This is a genomic window from Micromonospora sp. IBHARD004 (assembly GCF_052814115.1).
In genome coordinates this window covers 548,347-563,684 of sequence record NZ_CP199934.1, presented here as the reverse complement: position 1 = coordinate 563,684, position 15,338 = coordinate 548,347, and the positions used below count along the sequence as shown (strand labels likewise).

The 15,338-nt window shown below is 73.5% G+C and carries 14 protein-coding genes; 1 reads left to right on the top strand and 13 read right to left on the bottom strand.

The window, feature by feature from the left end:
• Positions 1–12: 12 nt before the first annotated feature.
• The 6 genes from ACTWO6_RS02740 to ACTWO6_RS02715 all read right to left on the bottom strand — a co-directional run bounded on the left by ACTWO6_RS02740 (position 13) and on the right by ACTWO6_RS02715 (position 8,622).
• The gene (locus ACTWO6_RS02740; RefSeq protein ID WP_446218058.1) at positions 13–1,317 is read right to left on the bottom strand and encodes an ABC transporter ATP-binding protein; all 1,305 of its coding nucleotides are present in this window, start codon (positions 1,315–1,317) and stop codon (positions 13–15) included.
• A gap of 104 nt (positions 1,318–1,421) precedes the next feature.
• Entirely contained in the window at positions 1,422–3,659 is a 2,238-nt protein-coding gene (locus ACTWO6_RS02735; protein WP_446218057.1) for a bifunctional glycosyltransferase/CDP-glycerol:glycerophosphate glycerophosphotransferase, read from the bottom strand.
• A gap of 17 nt (positions 3,660–3,676) precedes the next feature.
• Complete coding sequence (locus ACTWO6_RS02730; protein ID WP_446218056.1) at positions 3,677–5,617, bottom strand: DUF5941 domain-containing protein; 1,941 nt, start codon at positions 5,615–5,617, stop codon at positions 3,677–3,679.
• Positions 5,614–6,354 carry an ABC transporter ATP-binding protein gene (locus tag ACTWO6_RS02725; RefSeq protein WP_446218055.1) on the bottom strand — a complete coding sequence of 247 codons (741 nt, stop codon included), beginning with the start codon at positions 6,352–6,354 and terminating at the stop codon, positions 5,614–5,616. Before ACTWO6_RS02725 ends, ACTWO6_RS02730 begins: the two co-directional genes overlap by 4 nt.
• Positions 6,355–7,182: an ABC transporter permease gene (locus ACTWO6_RS02720; protein ID WP_446218054.1), complete on the bottom strand. Its 828-nt coding sequence runs from the start codon at positions 7,180–7,182 to the stop codon at positions 6,355–6,357.
• Positions 7,183–7,251: 69 nt separating this feature from the next.
• Positions 7,252–8,622, bottom strand: a complete 1,371-nt coding sequence (locus ACTWO6_RS02715) for an L-serine ammonia-lyase (protein ID WP_446218053.1) — start codon at positions 8,620–8,622, stop codon at positions 7,252–7,254.
• A 321-nt stretch (positions 8,623–8,943) separates the two neighbouring features.
• Between ACTWO6_RS02715 and ACTWO6_RS02710 the strand changes: the two genes are divergently transcribed.
• Positions 8,944–9,150, top strand: coding sequence for a PspC domain-containing protein (locus ACTWO6_RS02710; protein WP_446218052.1), 207 nt, complete (start codon positions 8,944–8,946; stop codon positions 9,148–9,150).
• 60 nt (positions 9,151–9,210) lie between these two features.
• Here the strand turns inward: ACTWO6_RS02710 and ACTWO6_RS02705 are convergent, their stop codons facing one another.
• The 7 genes from ACTWO6_RS02705 to pdxH form a co-directional block, all read right to left on the bottom strand.
• Positions 9,211–9,975: a DUF4230 domain-containing protein gene (locus ACTWO6_RS02705; protein WP_446218051.1), complete on the bottom strand. Its 765-nt coding sequence runs from the start codon at positions 9,973–9,975 to the stop codon at positions 9,211–9,213.
• 99 nt (positions 9,976–10,074) lie between these two features.
• Complete coding sequence (locus tag ACTWO6_RS02700; RefSeq protein ID WP_130331087.1) at positions 10,075–11,235, bottom strand: acyl-CoA dehydrogenase family protein; 1,161 nt, start codon at positions 11,233–11,235, stop codon at positions 10,075–10,077.
• A gap of 31 nt (positions 11,236–11,266) precedes the next feature.
• Positions 11,267–11,572 (bottom strand): type II toxin-antitoxin system VapB family antitoxin, encoded by a 306-nt coding sequence (locus ACTWO6_RS02695; RefSeq protein ID WP_416292622.1) that lies wholly within the window; start codon positions 11,570–11,572, stop codon positions 11,267–11,269.
• Positions 11,573–11,751: 179 nt separating this feature from the next.
• Positions 11,752–12,354: a nitroreductase family protein gene (locus ACTWO6_RS02690; RefSeq protein WP_446218050.1), complete on the bottom strand. Its 603-nt coding sequence runs from the start codon at positions 12,352–12,354 to the stop codon at positions 11,752–11,754.
• 18 nt (positions 12,355–12,372) lie between these two features.
• On the bottom strand, positions 12,373–13,302 hold the full coding sequence (locus tag ACTWO6_RS02685) for an aldose 1-epimerase family protein (RefSeq protein ID WP_446218049.1): 930 nt from the start codon (positions 13,300–13,302) through the stop codon (positions 12,373–12,375).
• A 68-nt stretch (positions 13,303–13,370) separates the two neighbouring features.
• On the bottom strand, positions 13,371–14,672 hold the full coding sequence (locus ACTWO6_RS02680; RefSeq protein WP_446218048.1) for an MFS transporter: 1,302 nt from the start codon (positions 14,670–14,672) through the stop codon (positions 13,371–13,373).
• On the bottom strand, positions 14,669–15,298 hold the full coding sequence (gene pdxH / locus ACTWO6_RS02675) for a pyridoxamine 5'-phosphate oxidase (protein ID WP_446220540.1): 630 nt from the start codon (positions 15,296–15,298) through the stop codon (positions 14,669–14,671). Before pdxH ends, ACTWO6_RS02680 begins: the two co-directional genes overlap by 4 nt.
• Positions 15,299–15,338: the final 40 nt, after the last annotated feature.

The window sequence follows — 15,338 nt, the reverse complement described above, 5'->3', positions numbered from 1 at the left end:
CGCGGGTCACGCTCACCGCCAACCGACGTCGATCCGGCCGCCGCGCTCGTCGAAGAAGTGCAGCGCGTCCATCCGCACCTGCACGGCCAGCGGATGACCCGCCGACACGGCCGGGTACGGGGCGAGCCGCACCCCCAGCTCGGCCGGGCGGCGGTGGTGCCGGCCCGGGTCGTTGAGCACACTGGTCCGGTTGCCCCCACCGCTCGGCGCGGAGACCGGCGCCTCGGCGGCCCGGCCGGTCAGCCGCTGCATGACCTGGCCGAACCGGCGCGGGCCGCGCTGGCCGTTCTCGCCGGACTCCACCGGGCCGCCCATCTCGTCCACCATGATCGCGGTGGCGCCGATGTCGAGGAAGGCCAGCGACTCGTGCCCGTGGTGCTCCAGGTAGCGGATCCGGCCCTGGAGCACGTCGCCCGGCGTGTCCGGGGCGACCGGGGTGAGCGCCTCGGCCCGCATTCCCACCACGATCCGCTCGCCGTGGTAGTGCGCCACCACCCGGCTGCGGATGTCGTCCCAGGGCAGGTAGAGCGACTGCTCGCCGAAGTTCAGCGTCACGTACCGGTCGAGGTGGACGTGGACCAACGCCTCCAGCAGGTTCATCCGCGGGCTGCCCAGGAACGCGGCGACGTAGAGCGTGGCCGGGCGGCCGTACACCTGGGTGGGGGTGCCGACGTCCTGGAGCACGCCCTTGCGCATGATGGCGACCCGGTCGGCCATGGTGAGCGCCTCGGCCTGGTCGTGGGTGACGTAGATGGTGGTGACGCCCAGCTCCCGGGTGAGACCGGAGATCTCCGCCCGCAGCTCCGCGCGGAGCCCGCTGTCCAGGTTGGACAGCGGCTCGTCCATCAGGAACAGCCCCGGGCGGCGGACGATCGCCCGCCCCATCGCCACCCGCTGCCGCTGGCCGCCGGAGAGCTGGCTCGGCTTGCGGCCCAGCACGTCGCCGATGCCCAGGGCGCTGGCCACGTCGGTGACCCGCTCGCCGCGGGGCGCCGGCTCCACCCCGGCCAGTCGCAGCGGGAACGCGATGTTGTCGCCCACCGTCATGTGCGGGTACAGCGCGAAGTCCTGGAAGACCATGGCGATCTTCCGCTCCCGGGGTGGCAGGTCGTTGGCCAGCTCGCCGTCGAGCATCACCGCGCCGGTGGTCGGATCCTCCAGGCCGGCGACCATCCGCAGCACGGTGGACTTGCCGCAGCCGGACGGGCCGAGCAGCACCATGAACTCGCCGTCGTTGACGTCCAGATTGATGGTGTCGACCGCGACTGTCCCGTCCTGGAACACCTTGGTCACGTCCTTGAGTGTGACGGTGGTCACCGTCTCCTCCCCAGCTCGTCGGCCGAACCCGGGAATGACTGTGACCAGGATCATCCGATTCGCACATCGGGTAAACGTGCCATGTTCAGCTCGTGACAGACCTATTACGGCGCATCGACCCCGCCGGATCGCTCCACGTCGCCGGTCGGGCGCTCGGGCCGGTCGTCGAGGAAGACCCGGCGGACCACCCGCTCGGCGGCGTGCCCGTCGTCCAGCGCGCAGAACCGGGCCCGGAACCGTTGCCGGGCCTGCTCGGCGGCCGTCGACCGCACCGCGTCGGAGCGGAACAGTTCGAGCAGTCCGGGGAAGTCCACCGCCACCGCGCCCGGCGGCTCCGCCAGCAGGTCGAAGTAGACACCCCGGGCCACCCGGTACGCCTCCCAGTCCGGCGCGTAGACGACGATCGGCCGGTCCAGGACGGCGTAGTCGAACATCGCCGACGAGTAGTCGGTGACCAGCACGTCGGCGACGAGGTAGAGGTCCTCCACCCGGTCGTGGGAGCTGACGTCGAGCAGCCCGCCCGCCGCCGGCCCCCGGGGCCGCCGGTCCCGGTCGTGGAAGTAGTGGCTGCGCATCAGCAGCCGGCCGGCCGGACCCAGCACGTCGAGCAGCCGGTCCGGGTCGAACGGCGGTCGCCAGCCCGGCAGGTGCTCCCGGTGGGTCGGCGCGTAGAGCACGACCCACTCGTCCGGGCCGATGCCCAGCTCCGCCCGGAGCTTGCGGATCTCCTCCGGGGTGGCCAGCGCCAGCCGGTCGTTGCGCGGGTAGCCGACCTCCAACGTGGTGTACGCGGCCGGGTACGCCCGCTCCCACATCTGAGTGGAGAAGCTGTTCGAGGTGACGCTGTAGTCCCAGCGGTCCACCCGGCGCAGCAGCTTCGCGAAGTCCATCCCCCTCGCGCCGACCGGGTACCGCTGCTGGTCCAGCCCCATCACCTTCACCGGCGTGCCGTGGTGGGTCTGCAGGTGCACCGAGCCGGGCCGCTTGCGGACGAAGTCCGGGAAGTTGACGTTGTTGACCAGCCAGCGGGCCCGGGCCAGCGCCCGGTAGTAGGCCGGGGTCCCGGCGACGACGTACTCCACCCCGGACGGGAGCGTGTCGACCCGGTCCCGCCGGACGATCCACACCCCACGGACCTGGGGGGCGAGCTGGCGGGCCGCGGCGTACACGGCGGCCGGGTTGCAGGCGTACCCCCGGTACCAGTAGGCGGCGAAGAGGGCGAGGGTCGGGTCCAGCGGCCGGCGCAGCTCGGCCCGGTAGTACTCGCGCAGCGCCGCCGCCCGGGTCACCCGCGCGGTCCGCCGGGCCACCGGCAGCACCCGGCGGCGGACCTGCCGCACCGAGCGCCGGGCGGCGTCCCCGGCCTGGTTGGCGGCGCGCAGCCCGCTGAAGGTACGCCACCGGCCGGCCGCCACCAGCCGATGCTTCAACCCCTCGACGCCGCCCGGGACCGGGTACCCGCCGGGCGGCCGGAACCGGGTGTGATCGGCGTGGATCTGGGCGAAGAACGCCGGGCGCAGCTCCGGGGCGATCCGGTCGCCGTTGCCGAGCACCGTCAGGTAGTGCCAGATCATCCGTTCGAAGACGGCGGGCCGCAGCTCCTCGACCGCCGGCCCCCACCGGTCCATCAGCCGGAACACCCGGTGCCACTGGGCGAAGACCTCGAAGTGCCGGTCGCCCCGGGTCCGGGTGATCGCGCCGGTCCGTCGCTGGCGGTAGTTGAGGCAGACCCGGTCCAGCACCCCGATCCGCTCGGCGGCCATCAGCGCCGGGTAGCTGAACGAGACGTCCTCGTACCAGCCCGGGGCGAACTGCAGCTCCCGGTCGAGGAGGAACCGCCGGCGGACCACCCGGTTCCAGGCGGTGTGCAGCAGCCGCATGGTCTCCGGTCGGTCGCGCAGCCGGAACGTCGCCTCGCCGGGCGGCTCCGGGAAGACGTCGCGCATCGCGCTGCGGGTGCCGACGTTGTTCCAGTGCGCCCGGACGTGGTCGACGATCAGCACGTCGGGTCGGGTGGCGAGGAGCCGGTCGACGACGTGCGGCAGGCAGCCGGCGACCAGCCAGTCGTCGCCGTCGACGAACCAGACGTGCTCGCCGACGGCCCGGTCCAGCCCGATGTTGCGGGCCGGACCGAGGCCGACGTTCTCGGTGAGGCGGACCGGGTGGACCCGGGGGTCGCGGGCCGCGTACTCGGCCAGGATCTCGCCGCTGTCGTCCGGGGAGGCGTCGTCGACCCCGATCACCTCCAGGTCGGCGTACGGCTGGTCGAGGATCGAGTCGAGGCATTCCCGCAGGTAGCCCTGCACCTTGAAGGCCGGTACGACGAAGCTGATCAGAGTCATCCCGGCCTGGCCCTCCGTCAGCCCGGCGAGCGGTCACCTCCGCCCACCGGGACCGGCGTCCGGCGGGCGCGGGCCGGCTGGACCACCCAGGCGAGGACCACACTCGCGACGAAAACCACGAGAAGGTACGTACCGAGTGTAGCCAGAGCGATACTCACAACTCCGGCGATTGACGCGACAGCCAGCACCGCCGACCGACCGTCCCAGCCCAGCGTGGCGGCGTGCAGCGGCGGGGCCGCCTGCCGCTTCTCCAGCCGGGCGGTCAGGTCGTAGTGGTGCAGGGTGAGCACGAAGACGTACCCGAAGATCAGCCAGGCCGGGGCACGGCCGGCCACCCCGACGGCGATCGCGAACAGGTACTCCCCGGCCCGCAGCGCGGCCGGCACCAGCCAGTCCAGCGGCCCGTCGTGCGCGGCGCGCGCGCCGAACCCGCCGGCCAGCAGCACCAGCAGGCCCACCGGCACCGCCCAACCCGGCAGCCGGTCGTCGGCGTGCACCGTCAGCAACGCCCAGACCAGCAGGGCCGCCGCGCCCAGCGCACCGAACACCGCCAGCGCCAGCGGCCCGCGCGACGCCGGCAGCGTCCGGGCCAGCGGGCCGTCGTCGCGGTGCAGGGTGGCGTCGACCGTGGTCAGCACCGGCACCCGCATCCAGCGGGCCCGCAGCGTCCGCAACGCCCCGGTGTACGCGAACGCCAACGTCCCCCAGACCAGCACCGCGCAGAGCGCCACCAGCGGACCGAAGAGCGCGGCGGCCAGCGCCATCAGCGCCCACCGCTCGCCGATCGGGAAGACCACCGTCCGCTTCAGCCAGTACGACACCGAGCCGGTGTCCGCCTGCACCTTCGTCGAGGCGGCGTTCAGCTTCCCGCCGATGCCGCCGGCGTCCCCGGTGGCCGGGCGGGGCCGGCGGGCGGCCTCGTCGTGCAGGACGCCGTACCAGGTGTCGGTCATGTGCCGGACCGTCTGCAGGGTCATCGCGGCGATGGCGAGGGCCCAGCCGTAGCGGAAGCCGGCGTGCGTGGCGCCGTAGCCGAGACCGGCGTAGACCAGGTACTCCTTGGCCCGGTCGGCCATGGTGTCCAGCCAGCCGCCCCAGGCGCTGAAGTGCCGGGTGTAGCGGGCCAGCTGGCCGTCCACGCAGTCCAGCACGAAGCCCAGGTAGAGCAGGACCGCCCCGGCGACCAGCGCGGGCCGCCCGCCGACGCCGAAGAGCACCGCCGCCGCCACCGCGAAGGCCACCGAGATCATGGTGACCGCGGTCGGGCCCAGCCCGATCCGGGCCGCCGCCTTCGTCACGTACGTCGACCAGGTGCTGACGAAGAAGGTGGTGAAGAAGTCGTCCCGCTCCTTCACCGACAGGCGCAGCTCGGCTTTGTCCTCGTCGACCGCGGCGACCGCCGCCTCGGCGGCGGCCCGGCCGGCCGGATCGACGACCCGGTGCGCGACGAGCAGGCGTACCCGGTGGGCGAAAGTCAGGGTGCCGCAGGCCGCGAGGTCGGCGAAGAGCCGGTCCACCGCGGATCCGGCCGGCGCGCTCCCGGCGGACCGGGCGGCGTCGACCAGGGCCGGCAGGTCGTCGGCGCCGACCCGCAGCGCGCCGCCGAAGACGCCGGTCGCGTCGGCCAGCTCGCCGGGGGCGCCCACCGCGACCACCTGGCCGCGCTCCTCCCGGACCGCGACCTGCCCGGGCGCGGGCGGGTCGGTGAGCACCAACGCCACCGTCGGCCCGACCGGGCTGGTCGCCAGGTGCTTGAGTACGGCGGTGTGCGCCACCAGGTCCGCGCCGCTGACCAGCACCGGGCCGGTGGCGGCGGCCACCAGCGCGGCCAGCTCGGACAGGTCGGCGACAACCCGCACCTCGGTCGCGCCGGCCCGCCGCCACTGCCCGGCCAGGCGCTCCCCGGCGTCGTCCGCCCCGCCCGCCGCCTCGGCGGCGAGCACGATCGCGAGCGTCACCGCGGTGCCGCGCTGGCGTAGGCGGCGAGCGCCTCGTCGATCGTTCCGTCGACGGTCAACCGGCCCGCGTCGAGGTAGAGCCCCCGACGACAGAACCGGGTGAGGTCCTTTTCGTTGTGTGACACCAGCACCAGCGTGCGCCCTTCCGCGAGAAGTCGCTCGATGGTCGCATAGCACTTGGCGCGGAACTCCGCGTCCCCGACCGCGGTCACCTCGTCCACCAGCAGGACAGGGTGCGGCAGGTGCGCGATCACCGCGAAACCGAGCCGGACCTTCATCCCCGACGAGTAGTGGCGCACCGAGGTGTCGATCGAGCGCTCGACCTGCTCGCCGGCGAACGAGACGATCTCGTCGAAGTGCCGGCGCAGGTAACCGGTGGAGAGCCCGTGCAGGCCGCCGACCAGGTAGAGGTTCTCCCGGCCGGTCAGGTCGTTGGAGAACCCGGCGGAGAGTTCCAGCAGCGGCGCCACGTCCCCGTGGACCCGGATCCGGCCCTCGTCCGGGATCAGCACCCCGGCGATCAGCCGGAGCAGCGTGCTCTTCCCGGTGCCGTTGCGCCCCACCACGCCGACCGTCTCACCCGGCTCGATCCGGAACGACACGTCGCGCAGCGGCCAGAACTGACCGGTGGCCGCGTTCCGCCCGCCCCGGTGGATGAGCAGCTCCCGCAGCCGGAGCTGGCGGCGCCGGTTGCGGACGAAGCGGATGCCGAGGCCCTCCGCCTCGATGATCGCCATTCACAGTTCCTTGAGCACGGCCGGTTCGAGCCGGCGGAACGACCACCAGCCGAACGCCAGCACCAGCAGGCTGCCCAGCACGGTGGTGGCGAGCAGCCGGGCGTCCGGGAACTCGTCCGGGTACCAGATCGCGTGGTGCAGCTGGAAGATGCCGACCAGCGGGTTCAGCTCGTAGGCCAGCTTCACCCAGGTGGGCATGCCGGAGTCCCGGACCAGGCTGAGCGGGTAGATGATCGGGGTGGCGTAGAAGAGCACCCGGATGATCAGCCGCATGAACCGCTCGATGTCCCGCATCAGCACGTTCCACGCCGACAGCAGCAGCGCGATCCCCACCAGCAGGACGAGCTGCACGGCCACCGCCAGCGGCAGGGCGAGCAGCGACCAGCCGGGGTGGATCTTCCCGTGCGCCGCGTAGACCGCGGCGATGCCGATGAGGATGGGCAGGCCGGCGGCGTACTCGGCGAAGCGGCCGGTGACCCGGCCGATCGGGAAGACCTGGCGGGGCAGGTTCATGGTGGTGATCAGCCGGGCCTGACCGGTCAGCGCGTTCGTCGCCTCGTTGATCGCCGAACTGGCCCACATCCAGGCGAAGATGCCGGTGACCAGGAAGAGCGGGTACGACCCCGCCGCGTCGCCCAGGTGCCGGCGGGTGGCCCCGGAGTAGAGCACCCCGAACACGAACCAGTAGATCGCGCCCATGCCGAGCGGCTCGATCAGCGACCAGAGGTAGCCCAGGACCGACTGCTGGTACTTGACCGCGAGATCCCGCTTCACCAGGATCCGCAGCGAGTCACGGGCCGACCAGAGCGCACCGACGCCTGACGTCACCGGCCCCTCCTCGCTTCCCGCCGCTCGTCGCCGACATCGGCGGGGTCGGCCCGGGTCACCCCGCCGGGCTCAGCACTCGATCACGTTGACGGCCAGGCCGCCCCGCGCCGTCTCCTTGTACTTGACCTTCATGTCGGCGCCCGTCTCCCGCATGGTCTTGATGACCTTGTCCAGCGAGACGGCGTGCACCCCGTCGCCGCGCAGCGCAAGCCGGGCGGCCGTGATCGCCTTGATGCTAGCCACCGCGTTCCGCTCGATGCAGGGGATCTGTACCAGGCCCCCGACCGGGTCGCAGGTGAGCCCGAGGTTGTGCTCCATGCCGATCTCGGCCGCGTTCTCCACCTGCTCCGGGGTGCCGCCCAGCGCCTCGGCGAGCCCGCCGGCCGCCATCGAGCAGGCCGAGCCGACCTCGCCCTGGCAGCCGACCTCGGCGCCGGAGATCGAGGCGTTCTCCTTGAACAGCACCCCGATCGCGCCGGCGGCCAGCAGGAAACGGACCACGCCGTCGTCGGTGGCGTCCGGCACGAACCGGGTGTAGTAGTGCAGCACCGCCGGGATGATGCCGGCCGCGCCGTTGGTCGGCGCGGTGACCACCCGGCCGCCGGCCGCGTTCTCCTCGTTCACCGCCAGAGCGAAGAGGGTGACCCAGTCCATTGCCCGCAGCGGGTCGGTGGAGTCGGTCTCCGCCTCCAGGCTGCGGCGCAGCTCGGCCGCCCGGCGCCGCACCTTCAGCCCGCCCGGCAGGGTGCCGTCCCGCTCGCAGCCGCGCTCGACGCACTCGCGCATCACCCGCCAGATCTCCAACAGCCCGGCCCGCACCTCCCCCTCGGTACGCCAGGACAGCTCGTTGGCGAGCATCACCTCGCTGATCGACAGGCCGGTGCGGGTGGTGACCGCCAGCAGCTCCGCGCCGGTGAGGAAGGGGTAGGGCACCCGGGTGGTGTCCGGGGTGATCCGGTCCGCCCCGGCCGCCGCCTCGTCGACCACGAACCCGCCGCCCACCGAGTAGTACGTTCGGCCGCGCAGCTCCGCGCCCGCCGCGTCGTACGCGACGAAGGTCATCCCGTTCGGGTGGTACGGCAGCGACCGGCGCCGGTGCAGCACCAGGTCCCGGTCCGGGTCGAAGTCGATCTCCTGGGCGCCGAGCAGGCTGAGCCGCCGCTCGGCGCGGATCCGGTCCACCCGCGGCCCGACCGTGTCGGTGTCGACCGTCTCCGGGGCCTCGCCCTCCAGCCCGAGCAGCACCGCCCGGTCGCTGCCGTGGCCGTGCCCGGTGGCGCCGAGCGAGCCGAAGAGCTCGGCCTGCACCCGCGCGGTGTCGGCGAGGAGCCCGTCCGCCTTGAGCCCGGACACGAACGTCCGGGCGGCTCGCATCGGCCCGACGGTGTGCGAGCTGGACGGCCCGATGCCGACGCTGAAGAGGTCGAAAACACTGATCATGGCTGCACTTTCCTCGCCGTCGTACCCGTCGTGCGGAGTCCGGCCCGGTCGTGCCGACCCCGGTCCGGGGCGGCTGGTGGGTGCCCGGGGTGTGGGCGCCCGACCGGCGAGCCTACCCGCCCAGGTCACCTCCCGCCCCGAGCCGGGGCCGCGACCGCCGGCAACCGCACGATCCGGCACGGCGCGTCGGCGTCGACCCGGCGGGGTAAGTACCTACGGGTGGCGGGGACGCCGATCCTCCTCACGGCCGAGGGCGGGACGGCCACCGCTTCCTAGCGTGGAAGACAGCGCGGCGGATCGCCGCAGAGTGGGAGTACGACGATGAGTCGCAAACTGGTCCGGCCCCGTGAGGGGCGCATGCTCGCCGGTGTCTGCGCCGGCCTCGCGCAGCGGTTCGGCATGTCGGCCGGCATGATCCGGCTGCTGTTCCTGCTGTCGCTGCTGCTGCCCGGCACCCAGGTGATCGTCTACCTGGTGCTCTGGATCCTGATGCCGAACGAGGACCGCTACGCCGCCACCCGCCGCTGATCCCCCGCGAACGCCGACGCGCCCGCCCCGTTCCCGGGACGGGCGCGTCGGCGTACCCGGTCAGGGGGCGGTGTAGGTGACCGTCACCTTCCCGTAGCCCAGCGAGCGCAGCAGGCCTTCCAGCATCTTGCGGGTGTTCTCCTCGGCGCGGGCGGTCAGCCCGCTGTCCCGGGCGGCGGCGGTGATCCGGTCCTCGGCCAGTTTGTACACCTGCTGCTGCCGGTTGGGGTCGCCCTGCACCAGGTCGTTGAGCCGGTTGAGCAGGCCACGCTGCTCGGCGAAGACGTAGCTCTTCTCCAGGTCGAGGTTGGTCTCGCCGAGCTGCGGCGCGGGGAGCTTGATCTCCACCGACTTCCCGTCGGGGGACTCGACCACCGCCCCGTCGGCGATCTTGGCGAAGTCGACGTACGCCTCGACGCTGCCCGCCCCGACGAAGAGCGTGCGCTCGTTGAGCAGGAACTCCGGCACGTTCTGCCGGTCGTTCTGCAGGTCGACGACCACCTGGAAGTTGCCCTCGGCGGCCACGTACCGGCTGAGGTCGCGGATCGACTTCAGCAGCGGCGGCTGGCTGCGGTCGGTCTGCTCCTTGGCGAACGGGTTGCGGAAGTCGGGCAGGATCCCGGTGGCCTGCACGCCGAGCAGCACCACCACCGCCAGCGCGGCCGCGCCGAGCACCCAGAGCAGACCCCCGGCCGGCCCACCGGACGAGGCCGGGGCGCCGGGCGCCGGCTCGGTTGTGACGTCCGACCGGGCCCGGAGGGCGTCGCCGGTCGGGTAACCGGGGAACTCCCTGGTGGGCTCGTTGATGTCACCGTCGCGGGCCATCGCCCTCACCGTCCTCGTCAGACAAATCGACTGATGATGACGGTACGTCCCCGGTACGACACCCGCTCGTCGAGCGGCCCGGAACGACGAAGGAGCAGGTCAGGCGAACGCGGAGAGCCCGGTCAGCCGCTGGCCGATGACCAGCTGGTGGATCTCCGAGGTGCCCTCGTAGGTCAGCACGCTCTCCAGGTTGTTGGCGTGCCGCATCACCGGGTACTCGCCGGAGACGCCGTTGGCGCCGAGGATCGTCCGGCACTCCCGGGCGATCGCCAGCGCCTCCCGCACGTTGTTCAGCTTGCCGACGCTGACCTGCTCGGGGCGCAGCTTCCCGGCGTCGGCGAGCCGGCCCAGGTGCAGCGCGAGCAGCAGGCCCTTGTTCCACTCGACCGCCATGTCGGCGAGCTTGGCCTGGGTGAGCTGGAAGCCCGCCAGCGGGCGGCCGAACTGGGTCCGGGTGGTCGCGTACGACAGGGCCGTCTCCAGGCAGTCACGGGCCGCGCCGAGCGCGCCCCAGACGATGCCGTGCCGGGCCTCGGTCAGGCAGCTCAGCGGCGCCTTGAGCCCGATCGCCTCGGGCAGCCGCGCGTCCGCCGGCAGCCGGACGTCGTCGAGGGCGATCTCGCCGGTCAGCGACGCGCGCAGCGACATCTTGCGCCGGATCTCCCGCGCCGTCACCCCGGGCGTGTCCATCGGTACGGCGAAACCCCGCACCCCCTCGTCGGTGCGCGCCCAGACCACCCCGACGTCGGCGATCGGCGCGTTGGTGATCCACATCTTGGCGCCGTTGAGGATCCAGTCGTCCCCGTCGCGGCGGGCCCGGGTGGTCATCGACGCCGGGTCGGAGCCGTGGTCCGGCTCGGTCAGCCCGAAGCAGCCGATCGCCTCGCCGGCCGCCATCGCGGGCAGCCAGCGCTGCTTCTGCTCCTCGCTGCCGAAGCGCCAGATGGCGTACATGGCCAGCGAACCCTGCACCGAGACCAGCGAGCGGACGCCGGAGTCGCCGGCCTCCAGCTCCAGGCAGGCCAGCCCGTACGCGACGGCCGAGGCGCCGGCGCAGCCGTACCCGGTCAGGTGCATGCCGAGCAGGCCGAGCTTGCCGAACTCCCGCGCCAGCTCGCGGGCGGGCACCTGGCCGTCCTCGTACCAGCCGGCGACGTGCGGGCGTACCCGGTCGTCGACGAGCTGGCGCACGACGGCCCGGATCTGCCGCTCCTCCTCGCCCAGCGACGCGTCGACGTCCAGCAGATCGAGAGGGCTCATGCCGTCACCTTAACGAGTCTTCAGGGAGGCGTCACTCGGCCTGGCCGCCGAGCACCAGCACCCGGGCGTGGATCTGGTTGCGCTGCTGGAGCGCCGCGCGCAGCGCCCGGTGCAGGCCGTCCTCCAGGTAGAGGCCGCCGTTCCACTGCACCACGTGCGGGAAGAGGTCGCCGTAGAAGGTCGAGTCCTCGGCGAGGAGCTTGTCCAGCGCCAGCTCCCGCTTGGTGGTGATGAGCTGGTCGAGCCGCAGCGGACGCGGCGGGATCTCCGCCCACTGCTTGAGCGTGAGGTTGTGCTCCGGGTAGGGACGCCCGTCCCGGACCGCCCTGAAGATCACGGCACGCTCCCCTCCCCCTGGTCCGGCCGGCCCCCGGCGCCGCGCCGGTGAACGGCGGGGCACCGGACGGCGTGGCGCTGATGTCCGTGCCAGCCTAGCCGCCCCCGCCACACCGCGTTTTACTCCCTCATGTCGGGTTCGCTACCGCCCGTACCCTCGCTCGACCGGACGAATCACCTTCAACTCCACCGACCCCGGCGGACCACCTCGCCGACCGGGCGCCGGCCCCGGCGCAGCGACGGCGACCGGTGGTCGGGTGCCTGGTAACCCACCGTCACCGCGCCGATCGGCTGGTACTCCGCGGGCACCCCGAACGCCTCCCGGTAGGCGTCGAGCCGGTCCGGCGGGATGCCGAAGAAGCACGCGCCCAGCCCCTCGTCCACCGCGGTGAGCAGCATCAGCAGGGCGGCGAAGCCGGTGTCCACGTACCAGTAGGGCACCGGCCAGCGCTCGGCCGAGCGGTCCGCCCAGCCCTTGTCCGGCTCGGCGTACCGCTCCAGGTACGCCGAGCGGTTCGCGTGCGGCACCACGATCAGCGGCGCCCGGCGCATCCCGGCCAGCCAGCGTTCCCGGCCACCGCCGCCCGGGGTGGCCGCCGTCCAGAACCGGTCCCGGTCCTCCGGCGTCTCCAGCACCAGGAAGCCCCAGCCCTGCGCGAAGCCCGCCGACGGCGCCCGCACCGCCTGGTCCAGCAGCCGGTCCACCACGTCGGGCGGGACCGGGCGGTCCGGGTCGTAGTTGCGCACCATCCGGCGACGCCGGACCACCTCGGCGAACTCCATGCCGCTCCCCCGCGCCGCTCAGGCCCCGGGCCGGACGCCCCAGGCGCCCCGCCAGGTCTGCCCGGGGGCCAGGACGATGACGTCCTTCCCGGAGCGGAACGCGTCCGCCGGGCAGGTCATCGGCTCGACCGCGACCGAACGGCGGTGCCGCTCCCCGCTGAGGGTGTCCCCGGTGAAGACCTGCCACCAGCCGAACTCCCGGTCCGCCCAGACGTGCACCGCGGCCGAGCCGTCCGGCGCGGCGAGGGTCACCGCCGAGCCGCCGTCGTCGTCCCGGACGATGTCGCCGAAGGCCACGTCCAGCACCGCGTCGCCGATCGCGCGGGGCTCGGTGAAGTCGTACTCGGTGCCGGCGACCGCGGTGACGCCGATCGGCAGCAGCCGGCGGTCCAGCAGCACCCTGGTACGCCCCGGCACCCGCAGCGTCAGCTCGTCCACCGCGACCCCGGGCAGCCGCAGGTAGGGGTGCATGGAGTAGCCGAACGGGCAGGGCTCGCCGCCGAGGTTGGTGGTCTCATGCTCCACCCGCAGCCCCGCCGGCCCCACGCTCCACCGGGTCCGCAGCCGCAGCGGCCACGGGTAGCCCGGGCTCGGCGGCAGGTCGTAGCCGACCGTCACCGCGTCCGCGGACTGCTCGACCAGGTGCCAGGAGACCCAGTTGACCAGGCCGTGCATGGCGTTGTGCGTGGCCGGCTCGCTGAGGTCGAGCTGCAACGACCGCTCGCCGAAGGTGTACGCCCCGTCCCGGATCCGGTTCGGCCAGGGCGCCAGCACCTGCCCGGCCGCGCCGGGGCAGAGCTCGTCCGCCGCGTACCCGTCGACGTAGTCCACCCCGTCATGCCGGTACGCCCGCAGCCCACCGCCGACCTCGACGATGACCGCCTCGTGGCCGTCGGCGGCAATTGTCCACTGTGCGCCGGACGGTGGCTGGTTCGCGGCGTTCCCCATGCCGGCGACCTTAGTCGCTCGGCCCCGGCCCGCGCTGAACCCCGCGACCACCGTCCCAGCCGGCCGGGTCAGTCCCGGTCGGCGGCCGGCGCGGCGGCGGCCCTGTACCGGAGCAGGGCCGGGAAGGCCACCACCAGCAGCACCGCGAGGGCGGTCGCGGCGAGGCCGCCGCCGACCCAGGCGACGCCGACGCCGAAGCCGGCCGCCACCCCGCCGGCCCGCAGGTCGCCCAGGCGTGGACCACCGGCGACGACGACGGTGTTGACCCCCTGGAGCCGGCCGCGCATCCGGTCCGGCGCATAGATCAGCAGCATCGACTGCCGGAGCACCGAGCTGACCAGGTCGGCCGCGCCGGCCACGCCGAGCAGCACCACCATCAGCCAGAGCTGGCCGGCCAGCCCGGCGGCGGCGACGGCCAGCCCCCAGCCGGCCACCGCCACCACCAGCGCCAGCCCCTGCCGGCGCAGCCGGCCGATCCAGCCGGAGGTGAGCCCGCCGAGCATCGACCCGATGGCGATCGCGCTGTAGAGCCAACCGACCGCCGCACCGCCGCCGAAGCGCTCGTGCGCCACCTCGGGGAAGAGCGCCCGGGGCATGGCCAGGACCATCGCGATCAGGTCGATGGCGAACGAGAGCAGCAGCACCGGCGTGGTGGCCAGGTAGTGGAACCCGTCGACGATGCTGGCGAGGCCGGCCCGGCGCGGGGTCGCGGCCCCGTCCGGATCCGGCTCGGGCGGCATCGCGGGCAACCGCAGGGTGGCCCAGAACGAGACGGTGAACAGCAGCGCGTCCACCGCGTACGCGATCGGCAGCCCGACGTCGGTCCGCCAGGTGGCGAAGATCAGGCCGGCGGCCAGCGGCCCGAAGACCGAGGTGGCCGTGAAGGTGGTGAAGTTCAAGGTGCTCGCCGCCGGCACCAGCTCGGCGGGCACCAGGCGGGGCAGGATCGCGCTGCGGGCCGGCGACGTGATCGCGAACGCGATCGACTGCACCGCCACCAGCACGAGGAGAAGCACCGGGTTGCCCACCCGGAACAGCGCCTGCACCAGCAGCGCCAGCGTCGACACCCAGAGCAGCCCGCCGCCGACGAGCAGCACCCGCCGCCGGTCCCGGGCGTCGGCCACGGCGCCGCCCCAGAGCCCGAAGACCAGCAGCGGCAGGAACCCGGCGATGCCGAGCAGCCCGACCCAGAGCGAGCCGCCGGTCAGCGCGAACATCTCCACCGGTACGGCCACGGCGGTGAACTGGAAACCGAACATCGCGACACCGTTGCCGAGCCACACCCGCCGGTACGCGGGCACCCGCAGCGGGCGCAGGTCGATCGCCCAGCGGCGCGCCCCGCGCGGCCGGGCCTCCGTGACCCCGGTCACGGCGCCAACCGCTCGGTGACCCAGTCGCCGCCGTCGGTACGCCGGAACCGCAGCCGGTCGTGCAGCCGGCTGGCCCGCCCCTGCCAGAACTCCACCGATTCGGGGTGGACCCGCAGCCCACCCCAGTGCGGTGGCGCCGGGATCGACTCGACCCCGGCGAAGCGCTCGACCACCGCCTCGAACGCGTCGTCCAGCGCGGCCCGGTCGGGGATCACCCGGGACTGGGCGCTCGCCCAGGCCCCGAGCTGGGAGCCGCGCGGCCGGCTCGCGAAGTACGCCTCGGTCTCCGCCCGGTCGACCCGCTCCACCCACCCGGTGACGACCACCTGGCGCTGCATCGCGAACCAGGGGAAGACCAGGCTGGCCCACGGGTTGGCGGCCGCCTCGGCGCCCTTGCGCGAGCCGTAGTTGGTGTAGAAGACGAAGCCCTCCGGGTCGTACCCCTTGAGCAGGACGGTCCGGCCGCTGGGGCGCCCGGCGGCGTCGGCGGTGGCGACGACCATGGCGTTCGGCTCCGGGAGCGGGAACGCGACCGCGTCGGCGAACCAGCGGTCGAACTGGGTGTGCCAGTCCGGCGCCAGATCCGCCTCGGAAAGGCCCAGGTCGGCGGCGTACTCGTTACGCATGGCCGCCGGGACCACTGTGTCGCCCGTCACGTTGTTCCGC

What these genes read in the sequence shown, in the direction of transcription:
- ACTWO6_RS02705 (WP_446218051.1), bottom strand. Translation starts at nt 9,975, where the DNA reads ATGGCCCGCGACGGTGACATCAACGAGCCCACCAGGGAGTTCCCCGGT.
- ACTWO6_RS02700 (WP_130331087.1), bottom strand. Translation starts at nt 11,235, where the DNA reads ATGAGCCCTCTCGATCTGCTGGACGTCGACGCGTCGCTGGGCGAGGAG.
- ACTWO6_RS02685 (WP_446218049.1), bottom strand. Translation starts at nt 13,302, where the DNA reads ATGGGGAACGCCGCGAACCAGCCACCGTCCGGCGCACAGTGGACAATT.
- ACTWO6_RS02715 (WP_446218053.1), bottom strand. Translation starts at nt 8,622, where the DNA reads ATGATCAGTGTTTTCGACCTCTTCAGCGTCGGCATCGGGCCGTCCAGC.
- ACTWO6_RS02735 (WP_446218057.1), bottom strand. Translation starts at nt 3,659, where the DNA reads ATGACTCTGATCAGCTTCGTCGTACCGGCCTTCAAGGTGCAGGGCTAC.
- ACTWO6_RS02710 (WP_446218052.1), top strand. Translation starts at nt 8,944, where the DNA reads ATGAGTCGCAAACTGGTCCGGCCCCGTGAGGGGCGCATGCTCGCCGGT.
- pdxH (WP_446220540.1), bottom strand. Translation starts at nt 15,298, where the DNA reads ATGCGTAACGAGTACGCCGCCGACCTGGGCCTTTCCGAGGCGGATCTG.
- ACTWO6_RS02725 (WP_446218055.1), bottom strand. Translation starts at nt 6,354, where the DNA reads ATGGCGATCATCGAGGCGGAGGGCCTCGGCATCCGCTTCGTCCGCAAC.
- ACTWO6_RS02690 (WP_446218050.1), bottom strand. Translation starts at nt 12,354, where the DNA reads ATGGAGTTCGCCGAGGTGGTCCGGCGTCGCCGGATGGTGCGCAACTAC.